The sequence below is a fragment of the Paenibacillus taichungensis genome (assembly GCF_050994985.1).
In the GTDB taxonomy this organism is placed as follows: Bacteria; Bacillota; Bacilli; order Paenibacillales; family Paenibacillaceae; genus Paenibacillus; species Paenibacillus taichungensis.
The window spans coordinates 5,720,989-5,741,935 of the sequence record NZ_CP194720.1 but is presented as its reverse complement, the minus strand read 5'-3'; the positions used below and the strand labels follow the sequence as shown (position 1 = coordinate 5,741,935).

General features: G+C 49.8%; 15 protein-coding genes, 17 tRNA genes and 2 rRNA genes. 29 read left to right on the top strand and 5 right to left on the bottom strand.

The genetic code is table 11. From position 1 onward, the window contains the following. The first annotated feature begins 125 nt into the window (after nucleotides 1-125). From ACR1R9_RS25995 to ACR1R9_RS25870, 26 genes are all read left to right on the top strand, one after another. Nucleotides 126-3,052, top strand: a 23S ribosomal RNA gene (locus ACR1R9_RS25995). A gap of 80 nt (nucleotides 3,053-3,132) precedes the next feature. Beyond that, nucleotides 3,133-3,249: ribosomal RNA gene (gene rrf / locus ACR1R9_RS25990) — 5S ribosomal RNA — on the top strand. A gap of 38 nt (nucleotides 3,250-3,287) precedes the next feature. Then, nucleotides 3,288-3,361, top strand: a tRNA-Ile gene (locus ACR1R9_RS25985). A gap of 28 nt (nucleotides 3,362-3,389) precedes the next feature. After that, nucleotides 3,390-3,465, top strand: a tRNA-Ala gene (locus tag ACR1R9_RS25980). A gap of 1 nt (nucleotide 3,466) precedes the next feature. Continuing rightward, nucleotides 3,467-3,542, top strand: a tRNA-Asn gene (locus ACR1R9_RS25975). 4 nt (nucleotides 3,543-3,546) lie between these two features. Next, nucleotides 3,547-3,618, top strand: a tRNA-Glu gene (locus tag ACR1R9_RS25970). A gap of 124 nt (nucleotides 3,619-3,742) precedes the next feature. After that, a tRNA-Val gene (locus tag ACR1R9_RS25965) sits at nucleotides 3,743-3,818 on the top strand. 18 nt (nucleotides 3,819-3,836) lie between these two features. Beyond that, nucleotides 3,837-3,910: transfer RNA gene (locus tag ACR1R9_RS25960), tRNA-Met, on the top strand. A gap of 27 nt (nucleotides 3,911-3,937) precedes the next feature. Beyond that, nucleotides 3,938-4,015: transfer RNA gene (locus ACR1R9_RS25955), tRNA-Asp, on the top strand. Nucleotides 4,016-4,113: 98 nt separating this feature from the next. Further along, a tRNA-Phe gene (locus ACR1R9_RS25950) sits at nucleotides 4,114-4,189 on the top strand. 18 nt (nucleotides 4,190-4,207) lie between these two features. Then, a tRNA-Thr gene (locus tag ACR1R9_RS25945) sits at nucleotides 4,208-4,283 on the top strand. A gap of 9 nt (nucleotides 4,284-4,292) precedes the next feature. Next, nucleotides 4,293-4,378 (top strand) — tRNA-Tyr (locus tag ACR1R9_RS25940). A gap of 7 nt (nucleotides 4,379-4,385) precedes the next feature. Beyond that, nucleotides 4,386-4,461, top strand: a tRNA-Lys gene (locus ACR1R9_RS25935). Between the two features lie 6 nt (nucleotides 4,462-4,467). After that, nucleotides 4,468-4,548, top strand: a tRNA-Leu gene (locus ACR1R9_RS25930). Nucleotides 4,549-4,558: 10 nt separating this feature from the next. Next, nucleotides 4,559-4,633, top strand: a tRNA-Gly gene (locus tag ACR1R9_RS25925). A gap of 7 nt (nucleotides 4,634-4,640) precedes the next feature. Further along, nucleotides 4,641-4,717, top strand: a tRNA-Arg gene (locus tag ACR1R9_RS25920). Nucleotides 4,718-4,732: 15 nt separating this feature from the next. Then, nucleotides 4,733-4,811, top strand: a tRNA-Leu gene (locus ACR1R9_RS25915). Nucleotides 4,812-4,818: 7 nt separating this feature from the next. Continuing rightward, nucleotides 4,819-4,892 (top strand) — tRNA-Pro (locus tag ACR1R9_RS25910). 9 nt (nucleotides 4,893-4,901) lie between these two features. Beyond that, nucleotides 4,902-4,972, top strand: a tRNA-Gly gene (locus tag ACR1R9_RS25905). A gap of 319 nt (nucleotides 4,973-5,291) precedes the next feature. Next, the gene (gene iolD, locus ACR1R9_RS25900) at nucleotides 5,292-7,157 is read left to right on the top strand and encodes a 3D-(3,5/4)-trihydroxycyclohexane-1,2-dione acylhydrolase (decyclizing) (RefSeq protein ID WP_433922351.1); all 1,866 of its coding nucleotides are present in this window, start codon (nucleotides 5,292-5,294) and stop codon (nucleotides 7,155-7,157) included. 112 nt (nucleotides 7,158-7,269) lie between these two features. Continuing rightward, on the top strand, nucleotides 7,270-8,172 hold the full coding sequence (gene iolE, locus ACR1R9_RS25895) for a myo-inosose-2 dehydratase (protein ID WP_433922352.1): 903 nt from the start codon (nucleotides 7,270-7,272) through the stop codon (nucleotides 8,170-8,172). A gap of 111 nt (nucleotides 8,173-8,283) precedes the next feature. Then, nucleotides 8,284-9,294, top strand: coding sequence for a 5-dehydro-2-deoxygluconokinase (iolC, locus tag ACR1R9_RS25890; protein ID WP_175380619.1), 1,011 nt, complete (start codon nucleotides 8,284-8,286; stop codon nucleotides 9,292-9,294). A gap of 72 nt (nucleotides 9,295-9,366) precedes the next feature. After that, nucleotides 9,367-10,842 (top strand): CoA-acylating methylmalonate-semialdehyde dehydrogenase, encoded by a 1,476-nt coding sequence (locus tag ACR1R9_RS25885; protein WP_433922353.1) that lies wholly within the window; start codon nucleotides 9,367-9,369, stop codon nucleotides 10,840-10,842. 69 nt (nucleotides 10,843-10,911) lie between these two features. Next, the gene (gene iolG / locus ACR1R9_RS25880) at nucleotides 10,912-11,964 is read left to right on the top strand and encodes an inositol 2-dehydrogenase (RefSeq protein WP_433922354.1); all 1,053 of its coding nucleotides are present in this window, start codon (nucleotides 10,912-10,914) and stop codon (nucleotides 11,962-11,964) included. Between the two features lie 39 nt (nucleotides 11,965-12,003). Continuing rightward, complete coding sequence (gene iolB, locus ACR1R9_RS25875) at nucleotides 12,004-12,813, top strand: 5-deoxy-glucuronate isomerase (RefSeq protein WP_099859371.1); 810 nt, start codon at nucleotides 12,004-12,006, stop codon at nucleotides 12,811-12,813. 103 nt (nucleotides 12,814-12,916) lie between these two features. After that, complete coding sequence (locus ACR1R9_RS25870) at nucleotides 12,917-13,930, top strand: LacI family DNA-binding transcriptional regulator (protein ID WP_433922355.1); 1,014 nt, start codon at nucleotides 12,917-12,919, stop codon at nucleotides 13,928-13,930. Between the two features lie 81 nt (nucleotides 13,931-14,011). On the opposite strand, the gene ACR1R9_RS25865 is transcribed toward ACR1R9_RS25870, so the two are convergent. After that, nucleotides 14,012-15,991: a methyl-accepting chemotaxis protein gene (locus tag ACR1R9_RS25865; protein WP_433922356.1), complete on the bottom strand. Its 1,980-nt coding sequence runs from the start codon at nucleotides 15,989-15,991 to the stop codon at nucleotides 14,012-14,014. 276 nt (nucleotides 15,992-16,267) lie between these two features. On the opposite strand from ACR1R9_RS25865, the gene ACR1R9_RS25860 reads away from it, so the two are divergent. Beyond that, complete coding sequence (locus ACR1R9_RS25860; protein ID WP_433922357.1) at nucleotides 16,268-16,777, top strand: hypothetical protein; 510 nt, start codon at nucleotides 16,268-16,270, stop codon at nucleotides 16,775-16,777. Beyond that, on the top strand, nucleotides 16,774-17,268 hold the full coding sequence (locus ACR1R9_RS25855; protein ID WP_433922358.1) for an N-acetyltransferase family protein: 495 nt from the start codon (nucleotides 16,774-16,776) through the stop codon (nucleotides 17,266-17,268). Before ACR1R9_RS25860 ends, ACR1R9_RS25855 begins: the two co-directional genes overlap by 4 nt. Nucleotides 17,269-17,435: 167 nt before the next feature. Here ACR1R9_RS25855 and ACR1R9_RS25850 read toward each other — a convergent pair whose 3' ends face one another. Both ACR1R9_RS25850 and ACR1R9_RS25845 read right to left on the bottom strand, forming a co-directional pair. Further along, a complete protein-coding gene (locus tag ACR1R9_RS25850) occupies nucleotides 17,436-18,236 on the bottom strand; it encodes a DUF4261 domain-containing protein (protein ID WP_433922359.1) in 801 nt (266 codons plus the stop codon). Between the two features lie 119 nt (nucleotides 18,237-18,355). Further along, a complete protein-coding gene (locus ACR1R9_RS25845; protein ID WP_099859365.1) occupies nucleotides 18,356-18,721 on the bottom strand; it encodes a DUF1304 domain-containing protein in 366 nt (121 codons plus the stop codon). A gap of 255 nt (nucleotides 18,722-18,976) precedes the next feature. On the opposite strand from ACR1R9_RS25845, the gene ACR1R9_RS25840 reads away from it, so the two are divergent. Beyond that, nucleotides 18,977-19,510, top strand: a complete 534-nt coding sequence (locus tag ACR1R9_RS25840) for an MOSC domain-containing protein (RefSeq protein ID WP_326067406.1) — start codon at nucleotides 18,977-18,979, stop codon at nucleotides 19,508-19,510. A 64-nt stretch (nucleotides 19,511-19,574) separates the two neighbouring features. Here ACR1R9_RS25840 and ACR1R9_RS25835 read toward each other — a convergent pair whose 3' ends face one another. Next, on the bottom strand, nucleotides 19,575-20,384 hold the full coding sequence (locus ACR1R9_RS25835) for a DUF6597 domain-containing transcriptional factor (protein ID WP_433922360.1): 810 nt from the start codon (nucleotides 20,382-20,384) through the stop codon (nucleotides 19,575-19,577). Then, nucleotides 20,381-20,926, bottom strand: coding sequence for a DNA topology modulation protein FlaR (locus ACR1R9_RS25830; RefSeq protein ID WP_099859363.1), 546 nt, complete (start codon nucleotides 20,924-20,926; stop codon nucleotides 20,381-20,383). Before ACR1R9_RS25830 ends, ACR1R9_RS25835 begins: the two co-directional genes overlap by 4 nt. Between the last annotated feature and the right edge of the window lie 21 nt (nucleotides 20,927-20,947).

Here is a 20,947-nt window from a genome sequence, read left to right as displayed (position 1 = left end):
AGCTTGTTCTTTGAAAACTAGATATCGAAACGAAAATTGCGAATTAGAACATTCCTTTTTAAGCTGAACTTGTGTAAACAAGTTTCAATAAAAACGGTAGATTGCATTTGCTCATCTGAGCAATTGGTTAAGCTACTAAGAGCACACGGAGGATGCCTAGGCGCTAGGAGCCGATGAAGGACGTGGCGAACAACGAAACTGCCTCGGGGAGCTGTAAGCAAGCTTTGATCCGGGGGTGTCCGAATGGGGAAACCCAGCTGGGGTAATTTCCAGTTACTCATAACTGAATACATAGGTTATGTAGAGGCATACCAGGGGAACTGAAACATCTAAGTACCTTGAGGAAGAGAAAACAATAGTGATTCCGTCAGTAGCGGCGAGCGAACGCGGAGAAGCCCAAACCAGAGAGCTTGCTCTTTGGGGTTGTGGGACATCTCACATGGAGTTACAAAGGAGCCGGTTAAACGAAGAGGTCTGGAAAGGCCCGCCAAAGAAGGTAAAAGCCCTGTAGTTGAAAGTTGGCTCTCTCCGAGATGTATCCCGAGTAGTGCGGGGCACGTGAAACCCCGTATGAATCCGGCAGGACCATCTGCCAAGGCTAAATACTTCCTAGCGACCGATAGTGAAGCAGTACCGTGAGGGAAAGGTGAAAAGCACCCCGGAAGGGGAGTGAAATAGAACCTGAAACCGTGTGCTTACAAAAAGTCAGAGCCCGTTTTAGGGGTGATGGCGTGCCTTTTGTAGAATGAACCGGCGAGTTACGTTCCCGTGCAAGGTTAAGGTGAAGAGCCGGAGCCGCAGCGAAAGCGAGTCTGAATAGGGCGATGTAGTACGTGGACGTAGACCCGAAACCGGGTGATCTACCCCTGTCCAGGGTGAAGGTGCGGTAACACGCACTGGAGGCCCGAACCCACGCACGTTGAAAAGTGCGGGGATGAGGTGGGGGTAGCGGAGAAATTCCAATCGAACTCGGAGATAGCTGGTTCTCCCCGAAATAGCTTTAGGGCTAGCCTCGGAAAACAGAGTCGTGGAGGTAGAGCACTGATTGGGTGCGGGGCCCGCAAGGGTTACCAAGCTCAGTCAAACTCCGAATGCCATAGACTTACTTCCGGGAGTCAGACAGTGAGTGCTAAGATCCATTGTCAAAAGGGAAACAGCCCAGACCATCAGCTAAGGTCCCCAAGTGTGTGTTAAGTGGGAAAGGATGTGGAGTTGCACAGACAACCAGGATGTTGGCTTAGAAGCAGCCACCATTGAAAGAGTGCGTAATAGCTCACTGGTCGAGTGACTCTGCGCCGAAAATGTAACGGGGCTAAACACACCACCGAAGCTATGGCTTGATGCTTTGCATCAGGGGTAGGGGAGCGTTGTATAAGGGTTGAAGGTGTACCGTAAGGAGCGCTGGACATTATACAAGTGAGAATGCCGGTATGAGTAACGAAAAGATCAGTGAGAATCTGATCCGCCGAAAGCCTAAGGGTTCCTGAGGAAGGCTCGTCCGCTCAGGGTAAGTCGGGACCTAAGGCGAGGCCGAAAGGCGTAGTCGAAGGACAACAGGTCGAAATTCCTGTACCACCGTAAGCCGTTATGAGCAATGGGGGGACGCAGCAGGGTAGTGACGCGGACTGATGGATGTCCGTCTAAGCAGTGAGGCTGATGTGTAGGCAAATCCGCACATCATTAAGGCTGGGCTGTAATGGGGAGCGAAAATTATAGTAGCGAAGGTCATGATCTCACACTGCCAAGAAAAGCCTCTAGCCAGGTGATGGTGCCCGTACCGCAAACCGACACAGGTAGGCGAGAAGAGAATTCTAAGGCGCGCGGAAGAACTCTCGTTAAGGAACTCGGCAAAATGACCCCGTAACTTCGGGAGAAGGGGTGCCCCGGTAGTGTGAATAGCACGAGGGGGCCGCAGTGAAAAGGCCCAAGCGACTGTTTAGCAAAAACACAGGTCTGTGCGAAGCCGTAAGGCGAAGTATACGGGCTGACGCCTGCCCGGTGCTGGAAGGTTAAGGGGAGCGGTTAGGAGCAATCCGAAGCTGTGAACCGAAGCCCCAGTAAACGGCGGCCGTAACTATAACGGTCCTAAGGTAGCGAAATTCCTTGTCAGGTAAATTCTGACCCGCACGAATGGCGTAACGACTTGGGCGCTGTCTCAACGAGAGATCCGGTGAAATTTTAATACCTGTGAAGATGCAGGTTACCCGCGACAAGACGGAAAGACCCCATGGAGCTTTACTGCAGCTTGATATTGAATTTGGGTACGATCTGTACAGGATAGGTGGGAGCCTTTGAAGCATGAGCGCCAGCTTGTGTGGAGGCACCGTTGGGATACCACCCTGATCGTATCTAGGTTCTAACCTGGTACCGTAATCCGGTGCGGGGACAGTGTCAGGTGGGCAGTTTGACTGGGGCGGTCGCCTCCTAAAGAGTAACGGAGGCGCCCAAAGGTTCCCTCAGAATGGTTGGAAATCATTCGAAGAGTGCAAAGGCATAAGGGAGCTTGACTGCGAGACCTACAAGTCGAGCAGGGACGAAAGTCGGGCTTAGTGATCCGGTGGTACCGCATGGAAGGGCCATCGCTCAACGGATAAAAGCTACCCTGGGGATAACAGGCTTATCTCCCCCAAGAGTCCACATCGACGGGGAGGTTTGGCACCTCGATGTCGGCTCATCGCATCCTGGGGCTGAAGTAGGTCCCAAGGGTTGGGCTGTTCGCCCATTAAAGCGGTACGCGAGCTGGGTTCAGAACGTCGTGAGACAGTTCGGTCCCTATCTGTCGTGGGCGTAGGAAATTTGAGAGGAGCTGTCCTTAGTACGAGAGGACCGGGATGGACGTACCGCTGGTGTACCAGTTGTTCCGCCAGGAGCACCGCTGGGTAGCTATGTACGGAAGGGATAAGCGCTGAAAGCATCTAAGCGTGAAGCCCCCCTCAAGATGAGATTTCCCAGTATGTAAGACCCCTTGAAGACGACGAGGTAGATAGGCTGGGGGTGGAAGTGCAGCAATGCATGGAGCTGACCAGTACTAATCGGTCGAGGGCTTATCCAATATGCAAGTTGTAAATCGCACATTTCGTTTCGGATCTAGTTTTCAGAGAATAAACTCTGAGATGTAAGCTAAGCTATGCGTTTGGTGGCGATGGCGGAGGGGTTCCACACGTACCCATCCCGAACACGACCGTTAAGCCCTCTAGCGCCGATGGTACTTGGACCGCAGGGTCCTGGGAGAGTAGGACGCCGCCAAGCGAAACCCCATTGGGGTATTTTTTTTCGATTTTTCATACGGGCCCTTAGCTCAGTTGGTTAGAGCGCACCTCTGATAAGGGTGAGGCCGGTGGTTCGAGTCCACCAGGGCCCATAGTAATACCAGATAGACTAAAGTGTATGGGGCCATAGCTCAGCTGGGAGAGCGCCTGCCTTGCAAGCAGGAGGTCAGCGGTTCGATCCCGCTTGGCTCCACCATTCCCTGATAGCTCAGTTGGTAGAGCACTCGACTGTTAATCGAGTTGTCACAGGTTCGAGTCCTGTTCGGGGAGCCATTAAGGCCCGTTGGTCAAGGGGTTAAGACACCTCCCTTTCACGGAGGTAACAGGGGTTCGAATCCCCTACGGGTCATTGCTATATTTATTAGCTTAAAAAAGGGATGAGAATCCCAAAGGTTCGTCGGAGGATAAGCCTCGTTAGCAATGGCTTCGCCGTCTCAAGCGAAGTTAGAGTATCCCCTACGGGTCATATATATGGAGGCTTAGCTCAGCTGGGAGAGCATCTGCCTTACAAGCAGAGGGTCGGGGGTTCGATCCCCTCAGCCTCCACCATATAACTTTTAATAACGACGCGGGGTGGAGCAGCCCGGTAGCTCGTCGGGCTCATAACCCGAAGGCCGCAGGTTCAAATCCTGCCCCCGCAATTATACTTTCTCTGAAGAAAGTGATCTGGAACCGTGGTGTAGTTGGCCTAACATGCCTGCCTGTCACGCAGGAGATCGCGGGTTCGAATCCCGTCGGTTCCGCCATTTTAATCTTTATATGAGGAATTTGTTCACACTTAATCTGCTATATGGCACCGAACGCCCTAGATAAAGTGTAACGTTCCAAGGTTAAACTTCATTAAGGCTCGGTAGCTCAGTCGGTAGAGCAGAGGACTGAAAATCCTCGTGTCGGCGGTTCGATTCCGTCCCGAGCCACCATTTATCACAACTTAATATGCCGGTGTAGCTCAACTGGTAGAGCAACTGACTTGTAATCAGTAGGTTGGGGGTTCAAGTCCTCTCGCCGGCACCATGTAATCCTGGAGGATTAGCGAAGCGGCCAAACGCATCAGACTGTAAATCTGCTCCCGTACGGGTTCGGTGGTTCGAATCCATCATCCTCCACCAGTTTTTCGAGTCATTAGCTCAGTTGGTAGAGCACCTGACTTTTAATCAGGGTGTCGAAGGTTCGAGCCCTTCATGACTCACCATTATATGCGCGTGTGGCGGAATTGGCAGACGCACTAGACTTAGGATCTAGCGTCTTTGACGTGGGGGTTCAAGTCCCTCCACGCGCATCCCTTATATGCGGAAGTGGCTCAGCGGTAGAGCATCGCCTTGCCAAGGCGAGGGTCGCGGGTTCGATTCCCGTCTTCCGCTCCAATATTTTGCGCCCTTAGCTCAGCTGGATAGAGCGTTTGACTACGAATCAAAAGGCCGGGAGTTCGAATCTCTCAGGGCGCGCCATTTATAACTTCATATGCCGGCGTGGCGGAATGGCAGACGCGCTCGACTCAAAATCGAGTGGGAAACCGTGGAGGTTCGAGTCCTCTCGCCGGTATAGATAACGGGATGTAGCTCAGCTTGGTAGAGCACCTGGTTTGGGACCAGGGGGTCGCATGTTCAAATCGTGTCATCCCGATTTTTACATGCGGGTGTAGTTCAATGGTAGAACTTTAGCCTTCCAAGCTAATAGCGTGGGTTCGATTCCCATCACCCGCTTTATAGAAATGCAAAAAAGAGATGGTTTCTGCCATCTCTTTTTTTTGTATTTTTTTACGTTTCCATCAGATTTCGAATACATAGTTCAATGTTAGTAACTTATCGGATCATAGCTTATGAACAGTAGGATAATACACAACACCCACAGTGATAAAGCTATGTTTATTTGCCATTTTGTAAAACGCTTACAAAAATATCTTGCCTAATCCTTCAGCCTGTAATACTATATCAATTAAGCGCTTAACCTATAGGGGTAAGGCGCTTAAACTTAACGTAGATTAAGCGCTTAACCCGTAAAGGGAAGGGAGATGATCATTCCATGACAACCATTAGACTGACGATGGCTCAGGCTCTGCTCCGATATCTGGATCAGCAATATATTTCCGTTGATGGGGTGGAAACCAAGTTTGTGAAAGGCGTTATTGGCATTTTCGGTCACGGCAACGTAACTGGTATTGGAGAGGCACTGGAACGTAGTTCTGGAAGTTTGACGTATATGCAGGGTAAAAATGAACAAGGCATGGTACATACTGCAGCAGCCTATGCCAAGCAGAAGAACCGTAGACAGATTTATGCCTGCACAACATCCATCGGACCAGGAGCACTGAACATGATTACCGCAGCGGCAACGGCAACGGTCAATCGTATTCCCGTTTTACTGCTTCCGGGTGATAACTTTGCCACGCGTGAACCAGATCCCGTGCTGCAACAACTGGAGGTAAGCGGCGATTATACGATTTCAGCCACTGATCCGTTCAAAGCGGTCAGCAAATACTGGGATCGCATCGTGCGTCCCGAACAGTTGATGATTGCTGCCACACAGGCGATGCGCGTGCTGATGGACCCAGCGGAAACGGGCGCGGTAACGCTGGCACTGCCGCAGGATGTGCAGGCAGAGGCGTACGATTACCCTGAATCGTTCTTTGCCCGCAAGGTGCATTACCTGGACCGTCGTCCCCCGGTCCAGGCGGCAATTGAACGGGCAGCGCAGCAGATTGCCCGTGGCAGGAAGCCGCTGATCGTAGCAGGCGGCGGCGTGTTGTATGCCGAGGCATCCACACAGCTGGCTGAATTCGCCGAGGCATTTGGCATTCCGGTTGCCGAGACGCAGGCTGGCAAGAGTGCCTTGGCATGGGACCACCCACTTAATGTGGGAGCCATCGGTGTTACCGGCTCGCTGGCTGCCAACAGGCTTGCTAGAGAAGCGGAAGTGGTAATCGGCGTCGGCACCCGTTTCTCGGATTTTACGACGGCGTCCCGGTCTGCTTTTCAGCATCCCGAAGCGGCTTTCATCAATATTAACCTGAACGGCATGGATGCCGCCAAATTGGGTGGGGAAGCGATTCTAGCTGATGCAAGGGAAGGTCTGCAAGCTCTGCAAACGGCTTTACAGGGACGGCAGTATCACAGTGGTTACGGAACATCTGAAATCGCCGACCTTCGGGATGAGTGGAACGCCGAGGTAGATCGACTCTACGGACTGCTACATGAGGCAGGACTCGCGCAGACGAGTGCGGTCGGTGTTATTAATCGGACCATTGATCCTTCTTCCGTCATTGTGTGTGCGGCGGGAAGTTTGCCTGGAGACTTGCACCGTCTGTGGCGCGCGTCTGCACCGAAAACATACCACATGGAGTACGGTTTCTCCTGTATGGGCTATGAGGTGAGCGGGGCATTCGGGGCAGCTCTTGCCGAACCGGATCGTGAAGTGTATGCCATGGTGGGTGACGGTAGTTACCTAATGCTGCATTCTGAACTGGTGACGAGCTTGCAGGAACAGAAGAAGATAACCATTTTACTATTCAACAACAACGGATTTCAGTGTATTCATAATTTGCAACGGGAGCATGGAAGTGACGGTTTCGGCAACGAGTTCCGCTATCGGGAATCGGAGAGCGGACGACTGACCGGGGATTACATGCCTATGGATTTTGCAGCCCATGCCCGCAGCCTTGGAGCCAAAGCCTATAAGGCAGAGACGACGGAACAATTGGAGCAGGCGATCAGAGATGCCCGGAATGAGACCGTGACTACACTGATCGAAATTCCAGTCGTGCCCGGAACCAATGCAGGCGGATACGAGTCCTGGTGGAATGTGGGCGTACCAGAAGTATCCAACGAGGAAAAGGTGGTAACGGCTCACCACGCGATGCAGGCAAACCGTGCCAAAGCTAGACTCATTTAATTGAGCATATCATCAATCCAAAGAGTAACTTTCAATCAGCATGATATATAGGAATGCGCGCGTTAAATCGAATGATGCAAAAATGTTGAACCACAAAAGGAGACGTGGAGCCATGAACAAGCTGCCATTTCAGCTCGGAATTCATCCGATCAACTGGGTCGGAGAGGATGTAAAGGAGCATGGTGATGCAACAACATGTGAACAGATTCTGGATGACATTCAGCGACTTGGCCTGACAGGTACGGAAATGGGACGCAAATATCCTACGGATCCAGACACATTGCGGGAGGAGTTGGGCAAGCGCAATATACGCCTCGTCTCCCAGTGGAAATCGGTATTGTTCTCCGACCTGGCGTATCGTCAGTCTGAGCTGGACAGCTATCGCAGACACGCGGAGTTTCTGCAATCGATGGGCAGCACGGTGATTAGCACGGCGGAAGTAGGTGGCTCCCTGCATTTTGATCCAAGGCGGACACCGCATGAAAAAGAAGTGCAAAGACTCCGTGAATCGGAATGGCACATCTTTGCTGAGGGGCTGAACGAAGCAGGTGCCATCGCCCGTGAGCACGGGTTGAAGCTGACGTACCATCACCATGGAGGTACCGTTGTTGAGCAACCGGATGAGATTAATAAATTGATGGAACTGACAGACCCATCTCTTGTTTATTTGCTCTATGACACAGGTCATGCTTACTACGGTGGAGCTGACCCGTTAGCTCTCCTACGCAAGCATTATGACAGGATTGCCTATATTCATCTAAAGGATATTCGTCCTCAAGTGCTGGAGGAAGCACGGGCGGAACAGTCTGATTTTGTGGGCTGTATTCGTAAAGGGGTATTTACGGTTCCCGGAGATGGATGTATTGATTTTGCACCGATTCTGCAGGAGTTGGTCACACGGGGGTATGATGGCTGGGCGATGCTTGAAGGGGAACAGGACCCTGCGATTCATAATCCGTATGAGTATGCGCGGCGATCGTTGCAATATATGGAGTCCTTATACCAGCACAGCTGATAAAGTCATGGCCATCAGGAGAGAGCCGTACCATGAGGTAAACCAGATTATAAGTGTGAGTTTGATAAATGTATCATTCAAAATCCCATCACAGAAAGGGGTTCAAATACAATGACTTACGTATCCTTTCCTGATTCCAGGAAGATGGATTTCACCGCGATTGGCCGTCTGTGCATCGACTTGAATGCCAATGAGATCAATCGCCCGATGGAAGAGACGATGACCTTTACGAAGTATGTGGGCGGATCTCCGGCTAATATCACGATTGGCATGTCCAGGCTCGGTATGGAAACGGCATTTATCGGCAAAATCGCGAATGACCAGATGGGCAGGTTCATCAACAATTATCTGGAGCGGAACGGGATCGATACGTCAAATGTGGTAACGGACGATACCGGAGCGGTGACAGGACTTGCTTTTACCGAGATCAAAAGTCCAACCGATTGCAGCATTCTAATGTACCGTGACCACGTGGCTGATCTGCTATTGCAGTCGAGAGAGGTGCAGGAACAGCTGATTGCCGACTCCAAAGTTTTGCTCATTTCAGGCACAGCCCTCGCCCAGAGTCCATCTCGTGAAGCGGTATTCCAGGCGCTGGCGTATGCGAAAAAGCATGGCACAATCATTGTGTTTGATCTGGACTATCGTCCTTACACATGGACATCAGCCGAAGAGACGGCGGTCTATTATAACCTCGCTGCCGAGAAATGCGATATCATCCTGGGCACACGTGAAGAGTTCGACATGATGGAGACGTTTGACCATAATCCAGACCATAGCGATCAGGTGACCGCGCAAAAATGGTTTGATTTCTCAGCTAAAATTGTCGTCATCAAACATGGCAAGGAAGGCTCTATTGCCTATACAGGTGAAGGGCTATCTCATCAAGCGGACAGCTACCCTGCGCGTGTGGTGAAGACGTTTGGAGCAGGTGATTCCTACGCGGCGGGATTCCTGTATGGGTTGATGCAGGGATGGACGATTGAACGCAGCATGGCGTTTGGCAGTGCGGCAGCATGTATCGTTATCTCCAGCCACAGCTGCTCGGATGCGATGCCAACGGTGGAACAAGTGAATGACTATATCGAACGCTGCAATCGGGGCGAAATTACGGTGTCTTGAAGCGTGTTGAAGTACTTGGAGTACATGGAGTGATTCGACGCAACGCACATATAAGCGAAGGGAGACAGGGCTATGGGAAAAGGAATTTCGGAAGCGTCAGTAACGGCGACAATGGTTCAAAACTGGATCGGGGGTGCCTGGGTGACCCCGGCGGCAACCCGTACGGAGCCGGTCGTAAATCCGGCTACGGAAGAGGTCATTGCACACGTACCGCTGTCTGAACAGGCGGATGTGGATTTGGCCGTCCAGACGGCACGGGAGGCGTTCCCGTCCTGGAGTGGCACACCGGTTCCCCGCCGTGCACGGATTCTGTTCCGCTACCAGCAGCTGCTGGTGGAGCACTGGGAAGAACTTGCCCGGCTGGTTACGCTGGAGAACGGTAAAAGCTACGCGGAAGCCTACGGCGAAGTGCAGCGTGGCATCGAATGCGTCGAATTCGCGGCAGGCGCCCCGAACCTGATGATGGGCAAACAGCTGCCCGACATCGCCACTGGGCTGGAGTCAGGCATGTATCGGTATCCGATCGGTGTAATTGGGGGAATAACCCCCTTCAACTTCCCGATGATGGTACCGTGCTGGATGTTCCCGCTGGCGATTGCGTGCGGCAACACCTTTGTCCTGAAACCGTCCGAGCGCACACCGCTGCTGGCAGGCCGTCTGGCTGAGCTGTTCAAGGAAGCAGGGCTCCCGGACGGCGTGCTCAATATCGTTCACGGTGCACATGACGTCGTGAATGGACTGCTTGAACACAAGGATGTTCAAGCCATCTCTTTTGTCGGATCACAGCCTGTGGCTGAATATGTTTACACTACCGCATCCGCACATGGCAAACGGGTACAGGCGCTTGCTGGTGCCAAAAATCACTCGATCGTTATGCCGGACGCCGATCTCGACCTGACAGTGAAAGAAATCACCAGTGCAGCCTTCGGCTCAGCCGGAGAACGCTGTATGGCCTGCTCGGTTGTTGTCGCAGTCGGCGATGTTGCAGACACGCTGGTGCAAAAGCTGGTGGAAGCAGCAGATCGTATCACGATTGGTAACGGCATGGATGAAGGGGTGTTCTTGGGTCCTGTCATTCGTGGTCCACATAAGGAACGTACACTTAGTTACATTGAATCCGGAGAACAGGAAGGCGCTGCTCTGATCCGGGATGGTCGCAAAGATGAAGCGACAGGTAAGTCTGGTTATTTCGTTGGTCCGACGGTATTTGATGAGGTGCAGAGCACTATGAAGATCTGGAAGGACGAGATTTTTGCACCGGTGCTCTCGGTAGCGAGGGTAGCTACGCTGGAGGAAGCAGTGGAATTGGCCAACCGTTCCGACTTTGCCAACGGAGCTTGCCTGTTCACCCGCGGTGGAGCAAGCATGCGCCAATTCCGTGAAACGATTGATGCAGGCATGCTGGGCATTAACCTGGGCGTACCTGCGCCAATGGCATTCTTCCCTTTTTCCGGCTGGAAGAAATCCTTCTACGGTGATCTGCATGCCAACGGTACAGACGGCGTTGAATTTTATACTCGCAAAAAGATGGTTACTGCACGCTGGTAGTCACTCAGGGCATACCAGCCACTGGAAGAACGTTGAGTCCACATGGACACATACAGGGAGGATAACGGAATGGGCAAGGATAAAGTGAGAATTGGCATTATCGGCGCTGGTCGTATCGGTAAAATTCATGCGGACAATCTCCTGCGCAACCCGCATGCCGAGATTGTTGGCATCAGTGATTTGTTTGCAGGACCCGAGCTGGAGGAGTGGGCTTCCAGCCGTGGCATCCCGGTGGTAACGACAGATAGCAGCCAGCTGATCGCCATGCCAAATGTGGATGCAGTGCTGATCTGTTCCTCAACAGATACGCATGTACCACTGATTGAACAGGCAGCCCAGGCGGGCAAACACATTTTTTGCGAGAAGCCGGTCAGTATGGATCTTCATCAGACTCAGGCAGCTGTTGCAGCCGTGCAGAAGGCTGGAGTAAAGCTGCAAATCGGATTCAATCGTCGCTTCGATCATAACTTCAAACGGGTACGTGCACATGTGCAGGAGGGAACGATTGGTGATCCGCATATTATCAAAATCACTTCTCGTGACCCGAGTCTGCCGCCAGCGGAGTACATTAGGGTGTCTGGCGGAATCTTCATGGATATGATGATCCATGATTTCGACATGGCCCGGTATTTGTCCGGGAGTGAGGTGGAGGAAGTCTATGCCCAGGGCAATGTGCTAATTCATCCTGTTTTTGCGGAACACAGCGATGTGGATACGGCTATTGTGACGTTGAGTTTTGAAAATGGAGCAATCGGCGTCATAGATAACAGCCGCCAAGCGGTATATGGATACGATCAGCGAGTCGAGGTATTTGGCTCATTGGGCAGCGCAACAGCTGCGAACGATCATCCGAATACGGCAGAAATTAGTACAGCAAATGGATTGATGCGCGACAAGCCCCTGCACTTTTTTCTGGAGAGATACAACGAAGCGTACGTGCAGGAGACTGCTCTTTTCATCGACGCGATTCGGAACGATACACCTGTCATCGTAAACGGGAATGATGCCGTTCAGGCAGAACGCATCGCACTCGCCGCACGCATGTCCATGGAACAAGGCAGACCTGTGAAGCTGCGTGAAGTCCCGGGGATATCGGTGGAATCCCAGACGGTTGCCCCGTAAGACCATTTTCATAATATACCGGAAGGAGTGGAAGAAAGCATGTCAGAACGTATAGTAAAACCTGTGTTGAATCCGAAAGCAGACGGAACGTTGTTGACGGTCACACCAGAGTCTGCGGGATGGCAATACGTTGGGTTTCAGGTGGTACAGCTTGCGGAGGGACAGACCCTAACTCGTGAGAGTGGAGATCAGGAACTCTGCCTTGTGCTTCTTAGCGGCTTGGCGAATGTAAGTACTCGTGAATATACGTGGGAGAAAATCGGGAAAAGAATGAGTGTTTTTGAGAAAATTCCTCCGTATTCGATTTACGTATCCAGTTCAGATCGAGTGGAGTTCACCGCTCTTACCGCATTGGAGATTGCCATATGTGCGGCACCAGGTAAAGGCACGTATCCAGCTCGTCTGATTGCCCCGGAAGATGTAGGTGTTGAGACGCGTGGTTACGGCAACCTGGAACGACAGATTCACAACATTTTGCCGGAACAAAAAGAAGCAGACAGTCTGCTCGTCGTTGAAGTGTTCACGCCTGATGGACATTGGTCGAGCTATCCGCCGCATAAACATGACCGGGACGCCCTGCCTGACGAGTCATTGCTGGAGGAGACATACTATTTCCGAGTGCAGCCTGAGCAGGGGTTTGCCATCCAACGGATATACACAGATGATCGAGCTGTAGATGAGACGCTTGCAGTGAACAACGGCGAAGTTGTGCTTGTTCCATGTGGATACCATCCGGTGGGTGCTCCTCCGGGATACGAGGTCTACTATCTGAATGTGATGGCAGGACCAACCCGGACCTGGAAGTTTCATAACGATCCGGACCATGATTGGCTAATGAATAAAAAGTAGTATCGGCTTCAAGTTGCGTATGCGGACTTCCCCCTGCATAATGAGAAGATAACGATTACCTATATATAAGGAATTTATATATAGCACAAATGGGGAAATAACAATGAAAGCAACCATATATGATATAGCACGCGAGGCGGGGGTATCCATTGCAACCGTCTCACAGGTCATTAACGGCAAAGGTAAAATTAGCGAGAAGCGGCGCGCCGAGATTATGGAGATCATGGAGCGGCTTCACTACCAGCCGAGCGCTATTGCTGCTGCACTTACGGGTAAGCAGACATACACGCTCGGGCTGCTCGTGCCCGATATCTCTAATCCGTATTTTGCCGAGCTGGCCAGAGCGGTAGAAGATCGCAGTCGGCAGTTGGGTTATAGCGTCGTGATTTGCAGCACAGACAATAAGGACGAGCGGGTAGAGCGGTATTTGAATCTGCTTCAGCAAAAAAGGGTCGACGGCATGATGATCGGAACAGGTATCGATAATGCCGAGATTCTATCTCCGCTCCTGCAACAGTCGATACCTGTTGCTCTAATTGCCCGTCATATGCCGTCGTTGTCGGTACATACCGTTGCTATCGATGACAGGCTTGGGGGCGCCTTGGCAGCACAGCATCTGCTTGATTTGGGTCATACTCATGTAGCGGTGCTGTCCGAATCGTTCAAAGTCAGCAGCAGTCAGGAACGTGTACGCGGATTTCGTGAAGCATTGGAGAAGGCGGGTTATTCTCTTAAAGCCGATCAGGTGAAAGAGTCATCTGCCGATCTGGGTTCAGCCAAAAAAGAGGCGCTCGTGCTGCTCACAGATAAGAATCGAGCCACAGGCATCTTCTGCTGTAACGACATGCAGGCCATTGGTGCGCTTCAAGCTGCCAAAGAACTAGGCCTGCGTGTGCCTGAAGAGGTATCAATTATCGGATTCGATAATACGATTCTGGCTTCGGTAACCAGTCCGCCTCTGACGACGGTTGCCCAACCTATTGAGGATCTGGGGCGTCGTGCCGTTGATTTATTAATTGATGAGCTAAAAAATGAAGAAAATTCACCGCAAAAAATTGTCCTGAAGCCTGAATTGGTCATTAGAGACTCAACAGGAAAGGTATCAGATCAATCTTAAGACTACAGCCCGGTCCTGAAACATATACGTCGTCCACATAAAACAAGCCGCGTGCACCTAAGGTGAACGCGGCTTGTTGCGTTAAATCTTGAACTTCTTCACTTCCTCGTACAGCGTGTTGGCATGCTGCGCCAGTTCATTGGAACGTTCCGAGATGCTTGTAATGTAATTGAACTGTTCCTGTGTGGAGGAAGCAACCTCTTCTGTAGAAGCCGCGCTCTGTTCCGACATGGCTGCAACACTGGAGATCACTTCGGCAATCTTACCAGAGCTATCATCCAACTCGGTCGTAGCAGAGGATACCAACTGAAGCTGGCTGTCGATGCCGTCAAGGGATTGTTTGATTCGGGTAAACGACTCGCGCATCTCATGCACAGCAGCTACCTGCTGCTCAATACCTTGTTCAGCCGAAGTTACTTCACTCACGCTTTGACGACTTGCCGCTTGAATCTCATCCAGCAGGATAATGATATCCTGTGCCGAGTCCGAAGACTGTTCTGCTAGTTTCCGCACTTCTTCGGCAACGACAGCGAAGCCTCGTCCGTGTTCACCCGCTCTGGCCGCTTCAATGGAAGCATTCAGGGCGAGCAGATTAGTCTGGGAGGCGATGCCCCGAATCATGCCGACAATATCCTCAATTTTCTGCGACTTATCCGCCAAAAGCGTGATCGACTCACCCACCCGATCAATGGAAATCCGATTGCCGTCCGCAAGTTCCACCTGTTGATCCACGGCTTGCAATCCGGCAAGCATCGCTTCCCCTGCTTCACGCATCATGGTTACTGATTGTTCAACACTACGGTTAATGCCGCCAACACTATTACTCATCTCGGACAGTCGACTGGAACCGTCGTAGACCGATTCCGCCTGTTTGCTTGACCCTTGCGCGAGTTCATCTGTGGCGATGGAGATCTGTTCGGCAATACGTTTGGTATTGTCCGTATGTTCTTCCATTTCGCCCGAGATGCTTTGCACCCGGTTAGCGGAGGAGGCGACCTGTTTCAGCAGCAGACTGAGTTGAGCGGACATCTGATTGAATGACGTACCTAACTCTGCGAACTCATCTTTTCCTTTGATCTGCACCTGACCGGTAAAGTCACCACTCGACATCAGTCTGGAGGTTGCCCCCAAGCTTTTCAGTGGTTTGATGAATAGTGTTGCAATCCAGTATGCTGCCGCCATAACAACGATTAGCGTAACAGCGATAATCAGAATGTAGTTATTTCGTAGTTCATAGTATTCTGAATAGGCTAATTTCTCGGAAATAACTGAACCGACCACCCAGCCCGTGCTGGGGATCTGATTGTAGAACAGTAGATAATTCTCACCATTGTATTTAAAATTCTTCTCTCCTGACGGGTTTGCCTGCATATCGGCCAGTAGTGGTTTTAATTCAGCATTTTCAGAGGCCGACGTATTCACCTGTTTCTCGTCAGGGTGAGCAAGAAGCATTCCTTTTTTATCGATTAAAAATGTATAACCTAGCCCGTCCAAATTGATTTTTTCCACCGTATCCGTAAGGGTAGAGAGCAGCAAATCCCCTGCTACTACGCCTTGTAGCTGTCCCTCTTTATTCAGGACCGGCATCGCCATGGACACCGCGTATTGCTTCGACATCATATCCAGATAGGGATCAGAGAATACCAGTTGATCAGCCTGCTTCGCTTCCTGGTACCAAGGACGCTGACGTGGATCATACCCGGCATCAGGTGTCCAGTCCGAACCATTCATGAAATGACCATCTTGTTCTGAACCATAGTAAAGATCCGAAAGACTCTCTTTGTTACTGCCCAGCTTCATGATGTCAAAATAATCTTCGTTCAGTTGTCCAGCCGGAATTCCTTCCTGAATCACAAACCCCAGTGTTTCCACAACTTTGGCATTGCTGCTGATCCAGCCATTCAGTTCGTTGGCCGCCGAGGACATTAATCCAGTTAATTTGGAATCAACATTACGAGTGGCTTGTTTCTCTGTTTGGTATAAGCCTAGTGTTGCCAGTGGAATCGCCGTAATCAGTACAGCGGCCAGAAACATCATCATTAATTTCGGTTTAAGTTTCATCCAATTCTCCCCCTTTGATGTCCCTGCTAGTATAGGCAAAGCCGAAAGCTTATGTAGTATATCGACATTTTTTTCAAAAAGATAATATAGATATTTATCAAGTTAGTTAGCAATTTATAATATTTAAAATTGAAGGATTATGAAGAGGTTTTTCTTTATAAAGTACTTGTATTTAGTGGGTTATTTTAATGATCTAGAACAATATTTGGATGAGATGGTATACTTATAATGGAATCTTTAATTTCCTGATTTATCCAACGTTGAAAGGAGATCTCAATGAAAAAAAGAACCAAAACGATTCTTGGTGTGGTCGTTGTACTCGTGATTGCAGCTATTACGATACCAATGTACATTTCGAGACAACATACCACCTTTCGAGCTGAAGTCACGGATCATATGAGTATGCTGGATACACTGGACATTCTGATTATCAAAAAAATACCGACCACCGATCCATACGATCAAGAAGAAGTGACTATTAAAGATCCCCAAGAGATTAGAAAGATGTTGAAGCTTGCGAAGGATATCGAATTAAGAAGAGTAAAGCAAATAGATATCTCCGAGCGATCCAAGGGGACCCCATATTACTATGACTGGCAGCTTTTGACGAAGAAAGAAGATCGATTTACAGAAGGCTTTGGAATTACGTTTTATAATGAACATGCCGTCTCTATCTATAGCGGATACAAAACGAGAGACAAGCTTGAAAATTATGAAATTACCAATGATTTTAATTTAAGTGAAGTGGAACGCCTATTTACTAATTTGAAGGAGGGGAAGAAATGACGGAGTATCAATTGCGTCCGATTGAAGAGCAGGATATCCCTTTTCTGTGGGAGATGTTGTATGCATCCATCTTCGAGCGGGAGGGGGAAGAGCCTTTTGAACCTGATATCATCCATAGCCCCGGCATGTCCAAGTACGTTGAAGGCTGGGGGAGAGAGGGAGATTTCGGATTTATCGCCGTGGATTCTCAAGGCAAGCGTATGGGATCGGTGACGTTGCGGTTTTTTAATGATCAGAATGCGGGATATGGTTATGTAAATGCGGCTACACCCGAGATGGGCATGGCTGTGGTTGAGACAGCGCGTGGCAAAGGAATAGGCACCCGTCTCATTCAGGCGGCATTAGAAGAGGCTCGAAAGCGGGGTATTGACGCCGTTTCGCTCAGTGTTGATCCCGATAACGAAGCAATTCGGCTTTATCGGCGTTTCGGATTCGTCGAACAGGGCATGTGTGGCACATCTGTAACGATGGTGTGTGCGATGAACCCATGACCTTACTGCAAGTATGGTGATCGCGTTCATATGAAGATTTGAAAAACAAAAAGGCGTTCCCCACATATGCTGGGAAACGCCTTATGATATGACTTCATATTAATCGCACCGTATTCCCTTTGTGCTCACAAACAGAAAAGAGGAGTCTTGACGGCTCTTAACGATGCCTAAAAACCAATCTTCAAACTGCTACCCTCTGTGGCTATTCCCTCCGAGCGGTTGATGGGCAGCTTTTGTTCTGCAGAGAAGCCGAGCGTCTCCCCGTCATGCAGGGTTACATCTTTTTCAACAACATAAGTCGCAGTCATATACATCATTTCAAATACTTCACTTAATGGCTTTGTGGATTGAGTGATTTCCATCTCCTCTTTCCCGAAGTTGCATAACCCATAAGTATAGGCTGATGTGCCTTCAGAGCTTTGGAATAGTCCGATGAAAATCCAGAGGGAGACGGGCAGCTCACCATCCTTGATTCCACGACTAATGTCCACGTACTGACCTGCTTCCACCACAAGTGGCGCCATATATATAGCCAACGCATGGTCAAGCTGGAGCAAGGCGCTCGCTGTTTGGGTGAACAGAATATGTGCCTGAATGGCGTCAGTTGCATTCAGTACAGAGACAATAATCTGAGATTGATGTCTTGAAGTGACTTGTACCGCGTCCCGCCATAGCACATTTAATTTAGCATTTTCCTCTACTTCGCGATCAGGGACAGGGGCATTAATGTGCGCACACACCACTTGCATTCCATCCACTTCGAAAAAAAGATTGCCTTCCTCCGGACGTTCCTCAATCTCAATATTCCACTCGTTTTTCATCGTGCTAATGAAGTGATCAAAATTACAATCTTCGTGCTCTAGCAAAACAAATCCAACGATGGTTTCGCTATATGGAGCAGTATGTACGGCTCCACCTGCGGTCGGGTGTTCCTTTTTGCGGCGTCGAAGCTTGTCAAACAGTCCCATGAAACGTTCTCCTTTCCAGACCAGTCACAGTGATCAGGCATAATCCGATGCCTTTATAACCATACCTTACCACATTGGAGCTTTTAATGAATCCCGGTATGGTAATGGCCATCAGGTGATCAGAGGAAAAGAACGAGAAGTAATGCAATGATCGCAGGCAGCCCTTGTTTGATAATGATGGACCGAGTAGCGGTTACACCTCCGTAGAGGGCGGCGATAATGACACATGCCAGGAAGAAGATCTGAATGTGCTGTCCGACGGATGTATCCGGATAAACGAGTCCCCAGATCAAACCAGCGGCCAAAAATCCATTGTACAGACCTTGATTGGCTGCCAGGGACTTGGTGGATTCCGCTAGTTCAGGGGTAAGACCGAACGTCTTCATCGTGCGTGGACGGGTCCACAGGAACATCTCCATCACCATGATGTAGAAGTGCTCAATGGCTACAATAGCCACGAAAATGATACTAATCAAAAGAAACACCTTGCTTTCTTATATGTCATTTATTTACTTGTCCTAATCAGTATAAATGTTTGCCATCCGAACTGAAAGTAAAAATTTAATTTTACACAAATTAATTGTGTGAATTATTAATGAATTCATGATTCTCTTTTATAATGACGCCCGCGGATTAAGTACAAAGATAAACATAAGCTGATTGTCGAAAATCCATTCATTGGGTAATAATGAACAATAAAGAAGTGAACTTACTCATGGAAAAGGGGGATTTGCGTGGGTGTGGGAACCGTTCAATTCGTCCTGCTGGCGGATGATCCATCAACGTTTGTTACACGAGTCGTACCTTTTATCGATATTGAACTTGCTGGAATTCCGAGTGATCGGCATTACGGTCTGTTGCGCCCGGCGGACTCCCGCCAGAAAATATACAAAGGGGGAACGCCGATTGCAAATCGCAGGCAAATCAGTATTGTCTCAGAAGAGGAATGTGCTCTCATAGCACAGAAGATGAATATTCCGGAAGTACGCCCGGAGTGGCTCGGCGCCAACCTATTGGTCCGTGGTGTTGAAAAATTGACGGAGCTTCCTGTCGGGACGCGACTTCTGTTCCCGGATGGAACGGGGCTGATCTGTGAAGGGGAGAATCTGCCTTGTGTGCACCCAGGGAAAATCATTGAGCAATTCTACGAACAGGATGGCTTGCGCAAAAAGTTCGTGCCAGCCGCCCGCAAAAAACGCGGAATCGTCTGCTCAGTTGAGCGTGAAGGCGTCATCCGTACAGGAGATAACATCGAAGTTATTCGCCTGTCCTGAGGCTTCAGGACAGGTTTTTGCATTACAGCTGAATCCGCTTGCTTCGCCTGTAGTTAATCTCAATTTATCCTCTGGAATGGACGTATTCTTCAGGTGTGCTGCCGATAATGGACTTGAAGTCTTTGATAAAATGCGACTGATCGTGATATCCAAGGTCTTGGGAAAGCTTAACCAGATCGCAATCTACACCCTGCTCCATCAGCTCAGCAGCATTTTGCAGGCGGTAGAGCTTGATCACTATTTTGGGGCTGATGCCCACATACTGATTGAACAGGCGCTGGAGCTTTCTTTTGTGCATATTCCAGGAGGCAGACAAATCATCGACTCTCAACATATCCCGATGCTGCTCAATATACAGCACAATCCGGCTGACCAGAATGGCTTGATCATCAGGAGGAGGGAGATGTTTACAGAGAAGCTGATCCATATAACTGACTTTGTCCGCATCACATCCATCTCCGAGCAGACGTTCTTCGAGCTGTGGAGCATCGACACCAAGCACACCAGAGACATCCAAGGGGGTCCCATACAATGTAGAAACGGGAGTACGAATGAATGGATAGAAGCCGCCAGGCTTAAACTTCACCCCAAACACGCTTCCTTTTCCACGCACGAGATAAGAAAATTTCTGTCCAGATGGACCGAAGAAAAAGGTGTTTCCCCGCTCTACCACCAGATTGACACAGGGGTTCGGGACCACATGCTGCGGATATGGACTATGCCCGGTAAGATCCCAGGAGACGATCCAGAAATGCTTGACCAAAGAACTCAATGCTTCGGAAGGGGCATACCGTGTCAGGCAATATCTTTTGTCGCCCTCATCCAGATTCAGAAGACCCATACTGGGTCTGATAGCTTGATCTGCATGTTTCATTTTGTCGATTCCTCCAGGTACCTCGTCAATTCTGCTTCGTTACGAACCATACACAATTTATGTTGGTGAGGCTGCAAAAACGCCATGATTAGTGCTTTTTCCTTACGGTCATGTTGATAGCTCCATTTATACATCTTCCAGAGCATAGTGAAAGTCTGTCGGTAATTCCCTTGTTCAAGCCCGAGCTTCTGTACTGTGAAACGTTTGAGAATGCGCACATTCCTTCTCCATACGGGGGTATTCAAATAGACGATAAGATCAGCCTGCTCGAAACTGCTTGCTACCCATTTATAGTGCACACCTTCGATAATCCACTGATTGGAATACACTGCTTTTTGCAGAAGTGTGTCCCGCGTCTCCGGACTATTGCGAATATCCTGTCCTTGAGGTACACGGTGCCACACAATATTGTCGAGCTCATAATAAGGAAGGTCTAACCTCGCGGATAAATGGCGGGCCAGTGTAGATTTACCGCTGCCGACTGAGCCGATAATATGTATTTTGTTTGGCCTTAGTTTGATCTTGGATTGTTCACCGACCATTCCGTAACCAGTCCCCCTTTA